We start from the raw sequence: 18,293 nt of genomic DNA on the forward strand, positions 1-18,293 counted from the left end.
TCTCAAGCGTTTGGAAAAAGTTGCACATCGCGTTTAGTCTTTAGTCTCTGGTCTATTACCAATTTTGAGCAGATAGCCAGAGTTGGTTGTCACAATCAGGTCTTTGCCGCTGCACCCGATTCCTGAAGGAATGCCATAGCGGGCTTTGAGAAGATCGACGATCGGCTTCACCTTCCCAGCGCGATCGACTTTTACCACCAGGCCCAAATTCGTCGTCACATACAAATCTTCGTTCTGCACTGCAATCATAAAGGGAATGCCAAATCCAGACGCTTTCAAATCGACGATGACAGAAAGTTTTCCGATCGGACTGACCCGCACCAACTGACCTTTGGATTGAGCCACTACAAAATCGCCGCCGCTTATCACAACTCCAAACGGATTGCCAAACTCAGTTAAGGTTGCGATCGGGGCGATCGCTCCTCCCGCGCTCACTCGCAAGAGCAGACCTGTCGATGCTGTGGTGTCTGTCGAGAGGGTGACGATGTACTCTGAGCCGTTAGCCACCACCCCAAACGGTGCCCCAAAGTCTCCAGCGATTTTTGAGAAGTCGGCGATTTTTGTATAAGTTCCGTCGCGCTTGACCCTGACGAGATAGTGCATAGGCAAATAGGCAGAGACGGTGACGATCCAATCTCCAGTTTGCTCAACGATCGCAAAGGGAATGCCCAAATCCACCTTGGCTAAATCGACTAGAGAACGAGTCGCCCCATCCGCCCCAATCAGCAACAGTTGACCATCCAGCGTCGGCACGCCAAACCCATCTCGGCTGATCGCAACGCCTTGCAGAGTATAGATATTTAAGCCTTGAGCGATCGGCTCGATCGTCACAGCTTTATTTATTACAGGTTCTTCCACTACCGTCCTCACTGATTTAGAGAAGTTTAGACAAGTATTGTGAAAAAGTCTCAGTTGGCCATTTTGTGTGTTTTCTGGCTTCTGATTTTGGTGAATCATTCACGACCCATTCATCCGCTCAGATGAAGTTGTCCCCAGATCCCAATTCTTGAATAAACAATTAATGTAGAATGACCAGGTTTCCGCAGAGGTTGCCCCCTCAGTTGTAGATCATTCTCGGTAAATGCACTCAGAAAACTTTTAGTGATTTTTCTGTAAACTTGCGGAACCATGAAGATGAACATTAGATAAGACGACTGTGCTTATCCGGATGTTTTAAGAAACTGACGCTGTAGAACTAGAGCCGACCCCTAGGGGGTATCTCAAAAAGAGCACTCCCCTGCGGTCATTTGGTCATCAGCTTGTTTGAAATGAATTCAACCCTTACTCCAGTCTTAGTCGGATGAAAGCAACCAACTCTCTCCCTTCAGCCCCCATCGTTCTCAAGATTGTCGGAGTCATCCTGATTTTGTCTTCCCTAGTGGACTACATTTCGCTGCTGATTCCCTTCCGACTGTCTGACAAAGCTTGGCTTGCGGGTGCTGTCACTCAATTAGTCGATCGCGGCATTATCCCGATGGTGGGGCTTGCCTTTTTGTTTGTCGCGTATTTTCTCGAAACGGGTTCTTTTGTGGGCGATCGCGTCAAGCCGTTTTTGAGTCTTAGATTCTGGGCTTTGATTTTGGCCAGCATTTTGGGACTGATGTTTTTGGTTTTGGTGCCTCTGCATCTCAACAACACGCGGCAGGCTTCTGCACAAGCGATTCAGCAAATCAATCAAGAAGCAACCGCCGCCGAAGGACAGGTCGATACTCAGGTGCTGCAACGTCAAGAACAGTTGAGTACTCTGCTCAAAGATGAAGCGCAGTTAAAGCGACTCAACGACACGATCGCCAGTGGTCAAGTCCAAGGTGATCAGCTAAAACAACTTCAAGAAGTGCAAAAACAACTGACCCAGCTAAAAGCCAATCCCGGTGCTTTAGAAGGTCAGGCCAAAGAAGCGCGCAACAAAGCCTTGATCCAGATTCGCGATCGCAAACAGCAACTTGAGCAGCAAGCCCGAACCGAATCCTGGAAAACAGGTCTGCGGGTTGGAGTCAGCAGCCTTCTCTTATCCCTGGGCTACTCCACGATCGCTTGGACAGGCCTGCGCGAACTGGGCATTTTTAGATCCCGTCGCAAAGCCCCCGCCCCCCGTTAATTTCATCCGTTGATCACAAGCGATCTTTTGGACTCCAAGGGTCGCTTTTTTGATGAAGATTTTCAATTCACTTTGAGGAAACTGCCAATTTCAAGGATCGTGAAGGGTACATTACAACAGCGCGATCGTTCTACCCATCTTCCCGAAACGCATCCGACCCTCTGAAAAGATTATTACCGCCCAAACTCTACTAAAACCATCCCTCATTCCTTCTTCCCCCTCCGCATGTTCTCAATCTACATCCTCACCCACAACGAAGAAATCGATATCGCTGCCTGCATTGAGTCTGCTCTGCAATCAGATGATGTCGTAGTGGTGGATTCTTTGAGCAGCGATCGTACCGTTGAGATTGCTAGCCACTACCCTGTTCGCGTCGTGCAACATCGCTTTGAGAGTCATGGCAAACAGCGCACCTGGATGTTAAAACAAGTTCCGGTGAAGCATGAGTGGGTTTACATTCTGGAAGCGGATGAGCGGATGACCCCCGATCTGTTTCAAGAATGTCTAAACACGATCGAGCAGGCTGAACATGTTGGCTATTATGCCGCAGAGCGCGTCATGTTTATGGGGAAGTGGATTCGCCGCAGCACCCAATATCCTCGCTACCAACTCCGCCTCTTTCAGCGAGAAAAGGTCTGGTTTACTGACTACGGTCACACTGAGCGCGAAGTTGTCGAAGGCTCGACTGGCTTTTTGCAAGAGACTTATCCTCACTACACGTCAGGGAAAGGTCTGAGTCGTTGGATTGACAAACACAATATCTACTCGACGAATGAAGCGATCGAAACCGTACGGCAACTCGATCAGGGTACGGTCAGATGGCGCAGTTTGTTTTTTGGAAAGTCAGAAGTTGAACGGCGACGAGCGCTAAAGGATCTGTCGTTGAGAATGCCTTTGCGTCCGATCGTTCGCTTCATCTACATGTACTTTTTTTTGGGCGGTCTATTGGATGGGCGTGCAGGATTTGCCTGGTGTACGCTGCAAGCCTTTTATGAGTATCTGATCTTGCTCAAAGTTTGGGAGATCAAAAATATGCCGCAGCACCAGCCTCATTCAGCAGACAAGATAGAATTGGCTTCTGGCAAATATCTCGAAGAGATCGCTCCTCCCATCTCAGAGGCGGATCACTGCTAGACTAAAACGGTTAGCCAGTCAAGATTTTGAATAGCCGTTTATCGAAACTAATCGGTTTCCAACGATCGTTGTGCATTGCTTTTACAAGGATGTTACGAATAATACCGATCGCGTTCGGATATTTCAGATCGGGGATCAATGATTAAATAAGAAAACTTCCCTGAGAAAGAGACCGGAAACCTTGCAACATTCCTTTACAACCTTTACAAATAGTAATAGACGCTCCTAAAACTCTAGAAAGAAGGTTGAAAAACAGGCAAGACGAGGAGCACTTTAAACCTGCACATCCTCAAAATTTCATCGCTGCGCTCATCCATCTTTCTCATTGCCTTGATGAAAGGCAGCTTCTAACCGTGATACTTGCAGCCAGTTGAAGGAGAGTAAGCACCCTGTGATCCAACGCCTCAAACAAGACTTAAAGAATGACCTGATCGCAGGTCTGCTGGTGGTCATTCCGCTGGCCACTACGATTTGGCTGACGATTACGATCGCAAACTGGGTCATTAACTTTTTAACCCGCATTCCCAAACAACTTAACCCGTTTGATGGAATGCAGCCCATTTTGGTGAATCTGCTCAATTTTTTAGTGGGGCTGGCGGTGCCTCTGTCCTGCATTCTGCTGATTGGACTGATGGCCCGCAACATTGCTGGACGATGGCTGCTTGATGTAGGTGAACGAGTCCTACAAGCCATTCCTCTAGCAGGCGCAGTTTACAAAACTCTGAAGCAATTGCTAGAAACAGTTTTGCGAGACTCTAATGGTCGCTTTCGTCGCGTCGTTTTGGTCGAGTATCCCCGCGTGGGAGTCTGGTCAATCGGCTTTGTGACCGGAGCGATCGGTTCAGAGGTGCAATCACATTTTCCGGGAGAGATGCTGAGTGTGTTCATTCCCACGACCCCCAATCCAACGACAGGGTGGTATGCGGTCGTGCCCGAATCGGCTGTAATTACGTTGGCAATGCCGATCGAGGATGCCTTCAAGGTGGTGATTTCGGGGGGAATCGTCAGTCCTGATTCGGCAGCTTTGGCAACGTTGACCAGCGTCAGCAGCAAACGAGAGCGCACGTTGGAACCTCTAATTGACACGACAAGACAAGCGATGCTCGAAGAATAATCACGTTTAGAACTGGGACGATTGAAGAATCCTGCTTTTGAATTTCAACGGGGGTCATCTTGACCTCTTATTTTTTGAGATGAAGGCTTCTGTCTAAAACCTGGGAAATCCCTTTGGTCTAAACCCCCGACCCGTCCTCAAACTTGCTAAGATAGCCAAGCGATACAGAACCTAGCCAACCCAAGCCGCCATGCAAGCCCGCCGAATTGCCCGTGAACTGGCTCTTTTGAGCATTAGTCAACTGCCTGCCAAGCCAGAGAAATTGACCACTCAAAAACTCCAGGATTTGGTCGTGGCATCCGTTCGCACCCTGGCTACCGAAGCAAGAGACGCGCTGGAAACCGCTTCTGCCGAATTGCAACGCAGCAACGCTCAACTGCTCAAAAGTGAAACTCGTACCAGCGATGTCGAGAGTGCAAGAGCCATTTTGAGAGAAACGATCGAACTCACTCAAACTGCTATCAACCGAGTCGGAAGCTCGATCGAAATTCCCGAATTCATTCAACTCACCAACCAATCAGACGTTCGCAACTACGCAGTCGAAATCATTACGCGACTAGTTTCAGAACGCTCAGAAATCGATGCCATCTTAGAAAATGCGCTGGTCGATTGGCAACTTAGCCGTCTGGCACGAATCGACCAAGATATTTTGAGAATGGCGATCGTCGATATGATCTATCTGGGCATCGATCAACGTGTGGCGATTAATGAAGCGATCGAGCTTGCCAAACGTTACAGCGGCGAAGATGGACACCGATTTATCAATGGCGTTTTGCGTCGAGTCACTGAGCAGCAGCCCGCCGGATCAAAACCTTGAATCTGTGGGGAAATCTGTGAGGACTTAGCGCTGCAAACGACTCCCGCTTCCGCTTCTGTTCTACAGTAATGAGAGAAGATTCAGGTACAGGCAATGACGTTTAATTGGTTTAACCGGAAATTTGATCAAAAAGGCGAGGCGGCACCCGCTGAACCTGTCCAACCTGAACCTGACCCAACTCCGACCGAAGAAGCACCGCCAGCCGTTGCCGAAGATTATTTGAACTTCGCTAAGGCAGCCTATGAAAACATTAAAAAACGTCAGCAGCAGTCCGAAGAAGCGCCTGTAGAAAGTGCTGAACCGACTGAAGCGATCGTAGAATCCCCTTCAGACACCGTTGCTGAAGATATACCTGAACGGATCGCTGACCCAACTACGACTGCCGAAGTTCCAGAAACCGCCGCCCTGATAGAAGAAGCTATCCCTGAAACGGCCGTCTTTGCGGTTGATGAAACGCCTGCCGAAATTGCACTACTCCCTTTTTGGGCGCAGGCTGACGCAGAGCGAGAAGCCCGTTTAGAGAGACTTCGAGCAACGGCGATCGTAGAGGAGCCAGAGCCTGCCGTCCAAACGACCCAACCTGAACTGGTAGTTCCTGATTTCACGCTGGATGAAGGCTTTCTCTGGTCAACCGAAGTGCTGGCGGCTCAAGGTCGTCGCGCTGAAGATGTCACCCTCGAAGAAATTACCTGGCTCAAACGTCTGCGCCAAGGGTTGGATCGGACTCGTCGCAATCTGGTCAATCGTCTCAAGGCAATTGTCGGTCAAGGGCCGCTCAACCAGGATGCCGTCACAGAAATCGAGTCGCTGCTTTTGCAAGCTGATGCAGGCGTTGAAGCCACCGATAAGATTATCGACGCGCTGCAAGCCAGATTGCGAGAAGAAGTGCTGCCACCAGAGCAAGCGATCGCCTACCTCAAACAACTGCTGAGAGAATTGCTCGATCGCCCGCTACAGTCTGCTCACACGCCTGTTTTTGTGCCCGAAAAAGACACGCTCAACATCTGGCTAATTACTGGAGTCAATGGGGCTGGCAAAACGACGACGATCGGCAAGCTGGCTCACATTGCTCAAAAGTCTGGCTACAAATGTCTGATTGCGGCTGCCGATACGTTTCGGGCTGCGGCGGTCGAGCAAGTGAAAGTTTGGGGTCAGAGAAGCGACGTGGAAGTAATTGCCAATCCGGGACAAAATACCGATCCGGCGGCAGTGGTATTTGATGCGATCGCGGCGGCCCAATCGCGAGGCACTGAGCTTCTCTTGGTAGATACGGCGGGGCGGCTGCAAAACAAAAAGAATTTGATGGATGAATTGAGCAAGATTCGTCGCATCATTGACAAAAAAGCGGTAAACGCAAAAGTTGAGTCGCTCTTAGTTCTTGATGCCACACTGGGACAAAATGGCTTACGACAAGCGCAGGTATTTTCTCAAGCGGCTCAGTTAAGCGGCGTTGTGTTGACCAAACTGGATGGAACGGCGAAGGGAGGCGTGGCGCTGGCCGTCGTTGAGGAGCTTGGTTTACCGATTCGCTTTATCGGCGCAGGAGAAGGCATCGAAGATTTGCGCCCGTTTTCTAGCTACGAGTTTGTAGAAGCCTTGATTAGCGGTTAAGGATTGTGCGAATTGCGGTTCTGACTAATATGTAAGCGATCGCAGTATCAGTCTATCGAACCTACCGCAGTAGGTTTTGGATACAGTCATCTTCATCCATTATCCTGAGCAGAGATTGTCAACTCTAACCGATCGTTTTTCGTCGATTGGCTCCAATACCTCGTGCTACTGGTTGGCAGCATCTATTTCGTGCTGCAACTCCGAAACAGCATCCAAAATTGAGACGAAGCGTTGCCCAAAACTGGTTAGCTTGTACTCAACTCGCGGCGGAATTTCTCCGTAAGCAATCCTTTCTAAAATCCCGAAGCCTACCATTTTGTTCAGGCAGTCACCTTGGACTTTGGTCGTCAGTCCATCAATCGATCGCGTGATAGCTCCGGGACGATTCACTCCTTGGCGAATCAACGTCAAAATTCGGATTGACCATTTACAGCCAACGATGTATTCCAGCATTGCGGCTGAAGTTACTTCTGGTTTGCCTCTACTCATTTTGCATAACTCAAAAATTTTCTCCCGTCCTGCCTTAATTTCTACCAGAAAGTAAGTACCCCACCCAAAAGTGCTGACTTTTCTACTCGTACTCAGTTGCTTAAGATGCTGTAGTTACCATCTATTGCCTCGGAAAGGAAGTAATCATGTACTCAGAGTTTAGGCAAAAACAAGCACTCATCATCGGTGGGAGCAGTGGTATTGGACGAGCAGTTGCAGAAAGTCTTCTCAGCCAAGGAGCGATCGTCACCATTATCGGACGCAATCTTGCAAAACTTCAAGCAACGGCATCTGATCTCGAACCGTACGGGAACATCCAAATTTGGCAGGCAGACATCAGCGATCGCCGAGATACATTTCGGCTGGCTGATCAAATTGCTACCAAACTCACGAATGTTCACTACCTCGTAAATGCTGCGGGTGTTTTTCTGCCAAAGCCATTTCTCGAACACTCAGAGGCAGACTACGATCGCTATCTCAACCTCAATCACGGCACCTTCTTCACAACACAGCAGGTCGTTCGGAATATGGTACAGCAGAAACAAGGCGGTGCAATTGTCAACGTTGGCTCAATGTGGGCACATCAAGCGGTATTAGCAACCCCATCTTCTGCTTACTCAATGGCAAAGGCAGGCTTACATTCGCTCACACAACACTTAGCAATGGAACTCGGTCAGTACAAAATTCGGGTGAATGCGGTTGCGCCTGCTGTCGTAGAAACTCCGATCTATGGAGCGTTCATTAAGCCGGAAGACATTCATACAACGCTACAAGGGTTCAATGACTTTCATCCGATCGGGCGTGTCGGACAACCTATCGATATTGCAGGGGTTATCACATTCTTAATGTCTAATCACTCCTCCTGGATCACGGGGGCGACCTGGAATGTGGATGGTGGAGTTATGGCGGGACGTAATTCTTGATCTTGAGGCTGGTGGATCAACTTCAAATTCCTGCTGTATCTGAAACATAAGCAGGACAACTTATCGTTTACCCGCCAGATTCATCAACTGTTTGAGGTTGACGAGGTGAATTACCTGCTTACTTGGATCGATTTTGATCCAGCCTTTGCTGTCGAGCTTCTCTAGAATTTTGGTCGTCTCGTCGGCGCTGATATCTGAGACATCCGCCAGGTCTTTCGCTGGAACGTTGAAAATATCCGTCCCGCTGCCCGACTCCTGTCCGTAATTTTCACCCAGTGCCACCAGCGTATTTACCAGCTTGATTGCAGGCGGTTGGTTGCGGAGTTGAAAGCGAAAATTGGTTTGGCGCAGTCGTCTGACCATCAATTGCAGCATCCGATGGTGTAGCTGCGGATCTTTGAAGAGGGTTTGGATAAATCGCTGTGCTGAAATGCTCAAGAGACGCACATTCGACAGGGCAATCACATCGGTCGATCGCGGCGACTCATCCAAGATCGCCATCTCACCAAAAAAGTCGCCCCGTCCCAAAATCGCCAGCGTCGCCACATCCTCACCCGTTCCAGAGTGCCGACGCACCTTGACCCAGCCATTCACCACAAAATAGACAGCATTTCCCCAAGCATCCTCCATCAAAACGGCTCTGCCAGACGGGTACTCATGCTCAGTTGCCACGGATAGGAGCCAGTCTAAGGTCTCTGGATTGGCCGCAGCCAGCAACGGAAATAGCTCACTGAAAACTTCAGTCTGCATGAAAATGATCTTCAGGGAATTTTGTAGTGGACAATCACACGAGAAAACGTATCAGATGAGACACATCTCTTTCTATCTTGGCAAGAATTGATAGCCTTGTCTCAGGGCAATTCTACGGATTCTTAAAGGTTGCCAGGTAGAACAGTTGTGAATGCTCGATCGTTCTTCACCTTCAACCGTGAAGTCTACAGCTAAGAACTAACAACCGAGGCGATCGCTGTCCTCATTCTAGGCAATAGCGACTCTACATAGGGTGCCCATCCGATGACGATCGATTGCTGATGTGCCAAAGTTTCCAGGTTCATCGCGTCATCTGCATAGCTCAACTCGTTGCCGTTCAGGTCGCAGCAGACCAGTCCCGCGACTTTTGCTAGCGCCAGGGGTGCTACCGTATCCCAAACTTTCACTCGACCATTGAGATAAACATACAGCCCAGCCTGACCCATGATCACGTTCATCACCTTCAGCCCAAAGCTACCCAGCGAGTAGACAAATTCCACTTCAGGAATCGATCGAGAAATGGCCTCCCCAAAATTTTCTCGGTCTTTGTTACCAACAATCAAGCGAAAACGATCAGGCGAAGGCGGCTTGGGTTTAGAAGGTGATAGCTGCTGGGGTGTAAAGTCTGCGATCGCTTGCCACAATCCTTGGTCGTTCCCACCGTAGTACATCACATCCTGTTGGGGCGCATAGATCCAACCTGAGACAGGCTGATTTTTCTCTAAGAGTCCGACCATCACTGCATAGTCGGGTCGGCCGTGAATAAAGTCTTCCGTGCCGTCAATCGGATCAATGCACCAAAGCCGAGGATTACCGGACTGAAACTGCGCTCTCGACTCTGAATTCTCTTCTGTGATCACGCCATCTTGAGGAAAGAAGTGAGCAAATCCCGCAGAAAGTTGGCTATCGAGCATTCGATCCACATTCGTCACAAAGTCAGCCGGAGCCTTTTCAAAGATTTCTAACCCCTGGGCTGCCATTTGTTTTGCTTGCTGCCCACACGATCGAATCAGCGATCGTATCTGAGTATCCCGGTCGTTATCAAAAGTCATGATGATTAGGAGGCAGCAGCAGTGCCATTTTGACACAAAAAAACGGGTTAACCTAACGAAGGGCTAACCCGCCAGCTTGGGAACGCGCAGAGAAACTACTTTTGCAGAACTAGCTTAACGTTCGCGTTTTGCAGACCAGGACGCTTGACCTCAGAGAGGGTCTTGTTCACAGCGTACTTCTGGTTGATAGAGTTGATCAATTCGGTTTGGTTGTGCTTTTTAGCAACGCCCCAGAGGTCAGCAATGAGGTCGAAAGAACCATCAGCATTGCGGCTCCAGCCCAAATCGTATTCGCCTTCGAGGACTGCAACGATATCAGAGCGAACGCGCTGACCGTTGTAACCACGCACATCAGCTTCAGTTTTAACGTTGATGCCGAGGTCGCGAAGAGAAGATTTGAGGATTTCAGCGTCGGTGATCTTGGTACGCAGAGTGCTAAAGTGAGACATTGGGGTTTCCTCCAGTGGAAATTTGAAAACAACGACAACGTTTTACAAGTTGCGAGTTTTGAATAGTGAGTTTTGAGTCTAACAACGCATTACTCATGATTCATCGCTCTTTTGGACTACTGGCGATTGCCAGCCTTTCCTCCTGTTGGGAAGCAGGAGAAAGCTTTTAGAACTCAAGCCGCTGGTATTCTGCGACTGAGGACGCAGCAGGTCGCGCTCGCTGCCTGGCCCAATCCCGAAGGGCCGTCACCTGCTCTGTCATGGTCTTGGATAAAGGCATTGTGGCTCGACTCGCCGCAATAATATCCAATTGGGTAAACTCTCTGTCTTGGGCAAAGGCTTCATACATGGCTGCCACGAGTCCTTGCTCGATTTCGGCACCAGAGAAGCCGTCACAGACACTTGCTAACTGATCCAAGTCAAATCGTTCAATCTCGCGGCGACGCTTGGATAAGTGAATTCTGAAAATCTCTTTTCGCTCTTCGGCCGTGGGCAGGTCAACGAAGAAGATTTCGTCGAATCGTCCTTTTCTAAGGAATTCTCCAGGAAGGCGTTCTACGCGATTCGCGGTCGCCATTACAAAGACGGGAGAAGTCTTTTCCTGCATCCAGGTGAGAAAGGAACCGAAAATCCGGCTAGAAGTCCCTCCGTCTGAATCAGCCGACCCACTTGTTCCAGCAAACGCCTTGTCCATTTCATCAATGAACAGAATTGCTGGAGAGATTGATTCAGCCGTTTTAAGCGCGTTGCGAAGATTGGCTTCCGATCGCCCCACCATTGACCCATCGTAGACTCGGCCCATATCTAGCCGCAGCAAGGGCAATCCCCACAACCGAGAGGTCGTCTTGGCGATTAGGGACTTACCGCAACCGGGTACTCCTAAAATTAGCATTCCTTTAGGTTGAGGTAAACCGTACTCTCTAGCTCTTTCGGTGAATGCGTTTGAGCGTTGAGTCAGCCACTTTTTCAATTCTTCGAGTCCGCCCACTGAGTTGAGAGTTTCATCTTCTTCGATATACTCCAGAATACCGTTGCGACGAATAAGCTGCTTTTTCTCAGAAAGAACAATGTCAACTTCTTCTTCGGTCAGGCGGCCTGCTGTCACCTGTGCTTTACGGTAGACCTTTTCCGCTTCATCTCGCGTCAGCCCTAGGGCTGCTTTCAACAACTTCTCGCGAGTCTCGGTTGTGATCTTGCGTCCACGAACTTGTTCAAGCTGGTTGGTCAAAACCTGATTCAGTTCCGCCATGTCAGGCAGGGCAAAATCAATGACAGCAACTTCTTTCTCAAGCTCGATCGGGATGTTTTGTACCGGAGACATCAGAATAATTGCCTTCTGAGTGCCTTTGAAGCTGGCGATCGCATCTCTAAGCCACCGAGTCACCGCAGGCGAGTCAATGAAAGGATGCAGATCTTTGAAGACGAAGATACCAGGCTCTCGCTGACGCATCACCCACTCAACGGCCGCTTCGGGCGAAACCGTGTTGTGCTGAGTAACGTTGCGCGGCTGACCGTATTCAACAATTCCGTGAGTGACAGTCCAGAGGTAGACACGGCGAACAGGCTTGGCTTGGGCGATCGCAGCAATCGTCTGCTCGGCTCGCTCCTCTTCTGAGGTCACAAGGTAGATTAAAGGATATTGAGCTTGTATGAGAATATTTAGCTCTTCTTGCATAACCACCCAACTCATTAGAAACGGCGCAGATCGATTGTGATACGAGAGGTTCCCGACTGTCTGCTAGAAACGCCACAAAAGTAAAAAGTAGCGGTGAAGCAGGGGGAGGGGAAAACAAACTTTCTTTGTAAGGAGGTAACTAGCAGGGGACGAGTTCGCCCTCTCCTTGATTTCCGGCGGCAGAACCGACCTTCTGCTTTTCAACGGGAAGCGGCTCACCAGTCACTACACTAGGTTCTTTACCCAGAGGAACAATTTCACCATCCTTTAGAACGACTGGAGTCGTACACTCAGGACAGTTGTAAATCCGGTGAGTTTGACCGTGAGCTTCTTCTAGTTGTTCAACCATTTCGGGATGGGTGAGGTAGAAGACGAGTGCCTTTTCCGCTAGGGCTGACATCGCCTCAGCAGCAACGGCGGCTCGAATTTTTAGCTGTCGGTGCAATTCTGGCGGAAGATACAACGTGACTTTTTGCTTGTCTTGCATATAACTCTCAGTCGTTTTACCCGGGTATGTGAATCACGATATCGGCTGTTTTCGGGGCTGTCAAGATGCTAAACCAGCATGACGGCAATATTGTTACACTTCTTTACAAATGAGCGTGAATTTTAGAAACTTCTCCCCTAAAGTCAAGGTCATCTATCTCCTAGTGGGGATGGTTTTGACGGTCTTTTTGTCGGGCTGTGGAGCAAACGATCGCAACCAGGCTGGCAATTGGACAGTTTATCGAAACGATCGCTTTGGCTTTGAGTTTTTGTACCCCGATCGCTGGGTTGCCTCCATTACGCCAGAAAATCGAGACGGAATGGCCTTTAGCGACCCGACCAATCCCAACGTCGAGATTAGAGGCTGGGCAGGAACGGATCTCAGTAACCAAAGAAAATCAACCCCGTCGAATTTTACGACTCAACAGGGAATTTCAGGAAATCTCGAAATCAAAGTTGACGCGAAGGTGAGTTCGATGACGATGACGATCGTGCAAAACAAGATTCGCTACAACTGGCGTGGTAGTGCCCCAAGTCAACAATTTGATGAGTTCTACCAATTTTTTTACTACATTGTCAGTCGCTTCAAGATCTATAGCGCTCCAAAATAGTTTGACTGCAAAGAAGTGCGAATCCAAGGGATTTGTGGGATCTGCACTATTTGTAAAAACTGTTTGTAAAAGAGGTTTCGCGATCGGTTTTGGGCAATCTACACACAAGACGGGTGGATAAAATTGTGTCGCAAAACTGAGGCGTTGTGATGGTTTCTAGGGTGAATGGTGTCTTGAAATCTCCTTTGGCAGTGGGAGTTTGTATTACAGCTATCGTTACAGTTGCAGGAACAATTTATGCAGTCTTAAGCCCTCGATCGGATTCCTCCACGCTTCAGTCAACGGCGATCGCGACTGCGACAAAACCCGACTGTCAGACGATCGTCAATGACCCACATCCGCCTCTGAATATCCGTTCTAGCCCTGTTGAACTGAAGGGCAACGTGGTTGGACAGGTCAAAAATGGCGAGACACTGGCGGTGGTTGGAGGAAATGAATCTTGGTTTGAAGTGAGTTCGCCTGTGCGAGGTTGGGTGGATCAGTCGCTAACAAAGACCGTCTGTGGGACGACTGCTCAAGTTGATGATGCGAAAGCTGAGATTGCTCGGTCAAAGGAGTTGGCGCAGCAAGATCAAGGCGATCGTCTTTTGGCGAGTGCGATTTCGGTTTATCAAGCAGGAGATTTGCAGGGGGCGATCGCGCTAGTAAAAACAATTCCTTCTAGCAGTGTTGCTTACCCAAAAGCTCAAGCCAAGCTCAAAGAAATGCCGTCTGAATGGAAGCAGGCACAATTGCTTTACAACACCGCAGAAAAAGCACTCAAGCAAAGTAAATGGGAAGTGGTATTAAAGCTTGTAGATGAGTTTCCAGACATTCGGTTTTGGCGAGAGAAACTGGCTCCATTAGTTAAAAAAGCTATTGAGCTTCGGCATACAGCGAGTTCAAAATCTAAGTAAGAAACGATAACATCTCATTGATAAGGTCGAAACCTAATCGATTAGAAACATAGCAGTTCTAAATCGGTTGTGAGAATCTTCACATATCGGGTTATTAGTCATTAGTTACATAGCTATTGATTGACGATTAACCACGAACCACCGAATTATCACAACTTAGTTAGGATAGCTGTAGTAATGTTGATGGCACGATGATTGGAATAGATAATTGGTAATAGACCTGATAGGGGTTAGCAGTTGATCACTTTTTGGAAAAGTTGTGCATTTGACTGAAACTTATTGCTTGTTCCGATATTTACACCTGCCTTGGTGAAGTTAAGTGTGATCGCAGATACTCAAATATATGGCACCTAAATCGGTTCTTATTGTGGCAGGCTTAGCGGGGCTTGCTGCTGTTATGGGCATTACTTCCGCTGTGATGCAGTCTCAATCTCCTCAGCCAACGGTGACGGTTTCAGAATCACCTAACGCGATCGCGAGTGCATCCCCAACTCCCAACCCTCAAGCCACCAATTTCTCTGCGCCAAAACCTTCGGTGCAATCTCCTGCCGATCAGACAGTTGATCAAAATCCTGAACCAACGGAACCTGAAAACCCTGCGGAAGCGCTGCGTGAGGTGGAGTCTTGTAAGGTGACAATGGCAAAAGTGAGTGACCCAAATCCGCCTTTGAATGTGCGATCGACCCCCGACACCACTTCAAATGACAATGTGGTCGGTCAACTCAAAAACGGTACCTTTGTCACAGTTACGGGTGAGCAAGAAGGCTGGTTTCGGATCAGTACTCCGGTTAAAGGCTGGCTTTCGATTAAAAATGTGGAAAGTGGCTGTAATGGGAAGGTCGAGCGAGTCAGCTTTGGAAAGGGTGGAAACTCAGTGGAGATTAGCGATCGCTTTATTGGGGTCGGTTCTCATGAATATCGCTTGAACCTGGCAAAAGGTCAGATGTTGACGGTGAGAAGTGAGAAAGGAGATCTGCCGTTGATTTTTGCCCCAAATGGCAAGGTGATCAATGACCCTCAAGACGGAAAACAGGTTTGGATGAGCGAGCTTCCTTCGACAGGCGACTACAAATTGCAAATGGAGTCCAATTTCAAAGGCTACAAATACGCTTTCTCAGTAGAAGTGAAGTAGAAAGTCGGCGATTGGATCGGAGTAATAAAGACCCAGTAGATTGAAAGCAGGGATTTTTGGGTCGGTCACTCGTTGTTAGAATCTGCTGAAGCGAAGGCTGTAACCTTCAGATGCCTAGTCTTTGGTAAACCTGGTCTAGATTTTTGAGATGGGCTTGTGGATTAAAGCAGTCTTGGATCTCAGTGCTCGAAAGCTTTTCGGCGACTTGAGTATTTTCGGCAATCAGCTTACGAAAGTCACCTTCGGGTTTGTTCCAGGCTTGGTGGGCGCAGGACTGCACGATCGCATACGCTTCTTCACGTCCCATCCCCTTAGCCACAAGCGCTAATAGAACTCGCTGACTAAACACAACACTGCCGTAGAGGTTCATGTTGCGGCTCATATTTTCGGGGTAGACGAGCAGATTTTTCACCAAGTCGGTCGTCTCGACCAGCATAAAGTGAGTCAGAATGCAGGCATCGGGGAAGGCAACCCGTTCGACGGAACTGTGAGAAATGTCTCGTTCGTGCCAGAGCGCGACGTTTTCCAGAGCGGCAACAGCATATCCTCGAAGTAATCGAGCCATTCCGGTGAGGCGTTCTGATCGAATCGGGTTGCGCTTGTGGGGCATCGCTGAGGAGCCTTTTTGCCCTTTTGAGAAAAATTCTTCAACTTCGAGAACGTCGGTGCGCTGGAGGTTGCGAATTTCGACAGCGAAACGCTCGATCGACGCTCCCAACAAAGCCAGTCCATTCATAAAATCGGCGTGGCGATCGCGAGAAATCACCTGCGTCGAGGCGGCATCGGGTTCGAGTCCCAGGTTTTGGCAAGTGAGCGATTCGATTCTGGGGTCAATGTTGGCGTAGGTGCCGACGGCACCAGAAATTTGACCGACAGCAATGCTTTTTTTGAGGTTGCAGAGGCGATCACGATGGCGCAACATTTCGGCTAACCAGCCAGCGAGTTTGAAGCCGAAGGTGATGGGTTCTGCGTGGATGCCGTGCGATCGACCAATCATTACAGTGTTGCGATGTTGCTGCGCTTGGTAGCGAAGTGCTTGAATGAGTGCTTCTACCTGCGACATGATCAGATCTAGACTGGCGACGAGTTGTAGCGCCAAAGCAGTATCTAACACGTCGGAACTGGTCATTCCCAGGTGAATGTAGCGTCCTGAGTCGCCGACATATTCGTTGACGTTGGTGAGAAAGGCAATCACGTCATGACGGACTTCGGCTTCGATTTCTAAAATTCTTTTGGGGTCAAAATCTGCTTTTGCTTTGATTTCCTCCACTGCCTCTGATGGGATGTATCCCAGTTCTGCTTGAGCTTCACAGACTGCGATTTCGACCTGCAACCAGGTTTTAAATTTATAAGCTTCCGTCCACAAATTGCCCATTTCGGGCAGGGTATAACGCTCTATCAAGGCGATCGCACAGAATTCAACCGTCACATTGTAGCGTCTAATCTGCACGATAAATGGCGATCGCATCAGGGAGTTGGGTAGATTGGGTTCGCGTCAGCCAGAATGCTTACTAAAACGGGGGTTAGCACTCTGACTGCGATCGAGTGGGTTAACTATTCTTCGTCGGCTTCATACCCTTGATCTCCTCCGTCCTCCTCATATACTTCGTCCTCATATACTTCGTCCTCGCTACTTTCTTCTTCGGATTCCTCTTCTAACTCCTCTTCTCCATCAGATTCTTCGTAGCTGTCTTCTAGTTCTTCAGATTCTTCGTCCTCGAATTCCTCATCGTCGCTGCTTTCCTCTTCGGATTCTTCGTAACTATCTTCTAGTTCTTCGTCCTCAAATTCCTCATTGTCGCTGCTTTCCTCTTCGGATTCTTCCTCTTCGGATTCCTCGTAACTGTCTTCTAGTTCTTGAGATTCCTCCTCGTCAAAGTCTTCAGATTCTTCGTAGCTATCTTCTGTTTCTTCAGAGTATTCAATTGATGACTCAAATGCTTCATATTCTTCTTCCGTTTCGAATTCCTCTTCGTATTCTAGATAGTAGAGCGATTCGAGGTCGCTGTGTTCTTCAATTGAGACATATCCCTGCTCCGCAATGTAGACGAGTTGCTCGGTGTATTCGACTTCGTAGGTTTCATCAAACAGGCTGATTACTTCGGAGTTTTGGGCAGCTCCGGGGCGTTGAAATGCGGCAGCGATCGCAGCCTTTTTGCCACTAAACAATGAGCCAGACTTACCTCGAATTCCTTGACTAAAATCAACATCGCTGACCTGACGAACTGCCCAACAATCGCCGTTGTAATCAGGCTTGGTCATGTAGTCGTAGGGAATATAGCAGTAGCCGCGATCGCCCCACTCTTCTCCCCAAGAATTGCGAACAATAAAGACTTGATCATCGTCTGAGTAGCCTACACATAGCATTGCGTGACCACCGTCGTGACTTTCGTTGTCTGGGTCGGGCATGGGAACTAATCCATTTGAGCCAGCTTGTTGAAAAGAGGAAAACAGTTGTAGCCCAAAAGCGAAGGGGTAGCCTTTTGCTAGAGAACTCCGCATTGCTTGCAGATCAACCTCTACACGGTAGGCGTTTTCGATTCTAAAATTGGCGGCTTCCTGGTAAGCTCGATCGCTGGGTTGGTCGTAGACCCGATCTAAATCAAATGACCAAGTGTTTTCTGAGCAAGCGCCATATTTTCGTAAGACTCGGACGCAACTGCGAAGATAAGTGCCTTCGTCTTGACTGGTGTCACCGTCTAACTCGCGAGCGTTGTAGTAGATGAAGAGGCGGCTAACATCATTGCTCTGACCCATGAGACGATTGGCTAGATATTCATATGCGCCTGCCATTGCGTTTGCAGTACAACTATTAGAGTCGCCTTGATTCTCGACAGGGGTCAGGTATTCCCGCAAGTCAACGTTAGAGGGAAGATTGCGATCGCGATCACTAAATTTTTTGTCTCTAGGATTTTGCCTATCAGGACGATAACCGCCTAATTTAATTACTTGTCCGGACGGATTTTTAACTACAGTTGCCCGACGAACATGGCGATAATCTTTTGGCATAAAAAGCTCCTGAGATAGCTGGCTGGATTGCCTTCTGCTGCCTATGT

18 protein-coding genes are annotated in these 18,293 nt (G+C 48.8%); 9 read left to right on the top strand and 9 right to left on the bottom strand.

The annotated features are described in order from the left end of the window. Positions 1-33 precede the first annotated feature (33 nt). Positions 34-858: a hypothetical protein gene (locus tag ACKFKF_RS06825; protein ID WP_446866993.1), complete on the bottom strand. Its 825-nt coding sequence runs from the start codon at positions 856-858 to the stop codon at positions 34-36. 442 nt (positions 859-1,300) lie between these two features. Between ACKFKF_RS06825 and hpsJ-B the strand changes: the two genes are divergently transcribed. The 5 genes from hpsJ-B (at position 1,301) to ftsY (ending at position 6,774) form a co-directional block, all read left to right on the top strand. Beyond that, positions 1,301-2,098, top strand: a complete 798-nt coding sequence (gene hpsJ-B / locus ACKFKF_RS06830; protein ID WP_446860090.1) for a hormogonium polysaccharide biosynthesis protein HpsJ — start codon at positions 1,301-1,303, stop codon at positions 2,096-2,098. A gap of 225 nt (positions 2,099-2,323) precedes the next feature. Continuing rightward, a complete protein-coding gene (locus tag ACKFKF_RS06835; RefSeq protein ID WP_446866995.1) occupies positions 2,324-3,232 on the top strand; it encodes a glycosyltransferase family 2 protein in 909 nt (302 codons plus the stop codon). A gap of 391 nt (positions 3,233-3,623) precedes the next feature. Then, positions 3,624-4,346, top strand: coding sequence for a DUF502 domain-containing protein (locus ACKFKF_RS06840; protein ID WP_446866997.1), 723 nt, complete (start codon positions 3,624-3,626; stop codon positions 4,344-4,346). 190 nt (positions 4,347-4,536) lie between these two features. Further along, a complete protein-coding gene (gene nusB / locus ACKFKF_RS06845; RefSeq protein ID WP_446866998.1) occupies positions 4,537-5,163 on the top strand; it encodes a transcription antitermination factor NusB in 627 nt (208 codons plus the stop codon). Positions 5,164-5,256: 93 nt separating this feature from the next. Beyond that, positions 5,257-6,774, top strand: coding sequence for a signal recognition particle-docking protein FtsY (gene ftsY / locus ACKFKF_RS06850; protein WP_446867000.1), 1,518 nt, complete (start codon positions 5,257-5,259; stop codon positions 6,772-6,774). Between the two features lie 165 nt (positions 6,775-6,939). Here ftsY and ACKFKF_RS06855 read toward each other — a convergent pair whose 3' ends face one another. Next, positions 6,940-7,263: a winged helix-turn-helix transcriptional regulator gene (locus ACKFKF_RS06855; RefSeq protein ID WP_446860095.1), complete on the bottom strand. Its 324-nt coding sequence runs from the start codon at positions 7,261-7,263 to the stop codon at positions 6,940-6,942. A 146-nt stretch (positions 7,264-7,409) separates the two neighbouring features. On the opposite strand from ACKFKF_RS06855, the gene ACKFKF_RS06860 reads away from it, so the two are divergent. After that, positions 7,410-8,186 carry an SDR family NAD(P)-dependent oxidoreductase gene (locus ACKFKF_RS06860; RefSeq protein ID WP_446867002.1) on the top strand — a complete coding sequence of 259 codons (777 nt, stop codon included), beginning with the start codon at positions 7,410-7,412 and terminating at the stop codon, positions 8,184-8,186. A 60-nt stretch (positions 8,187-8,246) separates the two neighbouring features. On the opposite strand, the gene ACKFKF_RS06865 is transcribed toward ACKFKF_RS06860, so the two are convergent. From ACKFKF_RS06865 to ACKFKF_RS06885, 5 genes are all read right to left on the bottom strand, one after another. Next, positions 8,247-8,936, bottom strand: a complete 690-nt coding sequence (locus ACKFKF_RS06865) for a Crp/Fnr family transcriptional regulator (protein WP_446860097.1) — start codon at positions 8,934-8,936, stop codon at positions 8,247-8,249. Between the two features lie 191 nt (positions 8,937-9,127). Continuing rightward, positions 9,128-9,988 carry a 3'(2'),5'-bisphosphate nucleotidase CysQ family protein gene (locus ACKFKF_RS06870; protein ID WP_446867004.1) on the bottom strand — a complete coding sequence of 287 codons (861 nt, stop codon included), beginning with the start codon at positions 9,986-9,988 and terminating at the stop codon, positions 9,128-9,130. Between the two features lie 95 nt (positions 9,989-10,083). Then, a complete protein-coding gene (locus ACKFKF_RS06875; RefSeq protein ID WP_446860099.1) occupies positions 10,084-10,437 on the bottom strand; it encodes a DUF1257 domain-containing protein in 354 nt (117 codons plus the stop codon). 166 nt (positions 10,438-10,603) lie between these two features. After that, positions 10,604-12,112, bottom strand: a complete 1,509-nt coding sequence (gene ycf46 / locus ACKFKF_RS06880) for a stress-responsive protein Ycf46 (protein WP_446860100.1) — start codon at positions 12,110-12,112, stop codon at positions 10,604-10,606. A gap of 139 nt (positions 12,113-12,251) precedes the next feature. After that, complete coding sequence (locus ACKFKF_RS06885; protein ID WP_446860101.1) at positions 12,252-12,599, bottom strand: hypothetical protein; 348 nt, start codon at positions 12,597-12,599, stop codon at positions 12,252-12,254. 169 nt (positions 12,600-12,768) lie between these two features. Between ACKFKF_RS06885 and ACKFKF_RS06890 the strand changes: the two genes are divergently transcribed. The 3 genes from ACKFKF_RS06890 (at position 12,769) to ACKFKF_RS06900 (ending at position 15,237) form a co-directional block, all read left to right on the top strand. Next, the gene (locus ACKFKF_RS06890) at positions 12,769-13,209 is read left to right on the top strand and encodes a hypothetical protein (RefSeq protein WP_446867005.1); all 441 of its coding nucleotides are present in this window, start codon (positions 12,769-12,771) and stop codon (positions 13,207-13,209) included. A gap of 149 nt (positions 13,210-13,358) precedes the next feature. Further along, on the top strand, positions 13,359-14,105 hold the full coding sequence (locus ACKFKF_RS06895; RefSeq protein WP_446867006.1) for an SH3 domain-containing protein: 747 nt from the start codon (positions 13,359-13,361) through the stop codon (positions 14,103-14,105). 343 nt (positions 14,106-14,448) lie between these two features. After that, complete coding sequence (locus ACKFKF_RS06900; RefSeq protein ID WP_446867007.1) at positions 14,449-15,237, top strand: SH3 domain-containing protein; 789 nt, start codon at positions 14,449-14,451, stop codon at positions 15,235-15,237. Between the two features lie 106 nt (positions 15,238-15,343). Here ACKFKF_RS06900 and purB read toward each other — a convergent pair whose 3' ends face one another. Next, complete coding sequence (gene purB, locus ACKFKF_RS06905) at positions 15,344-16,705, bottom strand: adenylosuccinate lyase (RefSeq protein WP_446867008.1); 1,362 nt, start codon at positions 16,703-16,705, stop codon at positions 15,344-15,346. Between the two features lie 86 nt (positions 16,706-16,791). Further along, positions 16,792-18,246 carry a C1 family peptidase gene (locus ACKFKF_RS06910; RefSeq protein WP_446867009.1) on the bottom strand — a complete coding sequence of 485 codons (1,455 nt, stop codon included), beginning with the start codon at positions 18,244-18,246 and terminating at the stop codon, positions 16,792-16,794. Between the last annotated feature and the right edge of the window lie 47 nt (positions 18,247-18,293).

Source organism: Phormidesmis sp. 146-12, assembly GCF_052939495.1.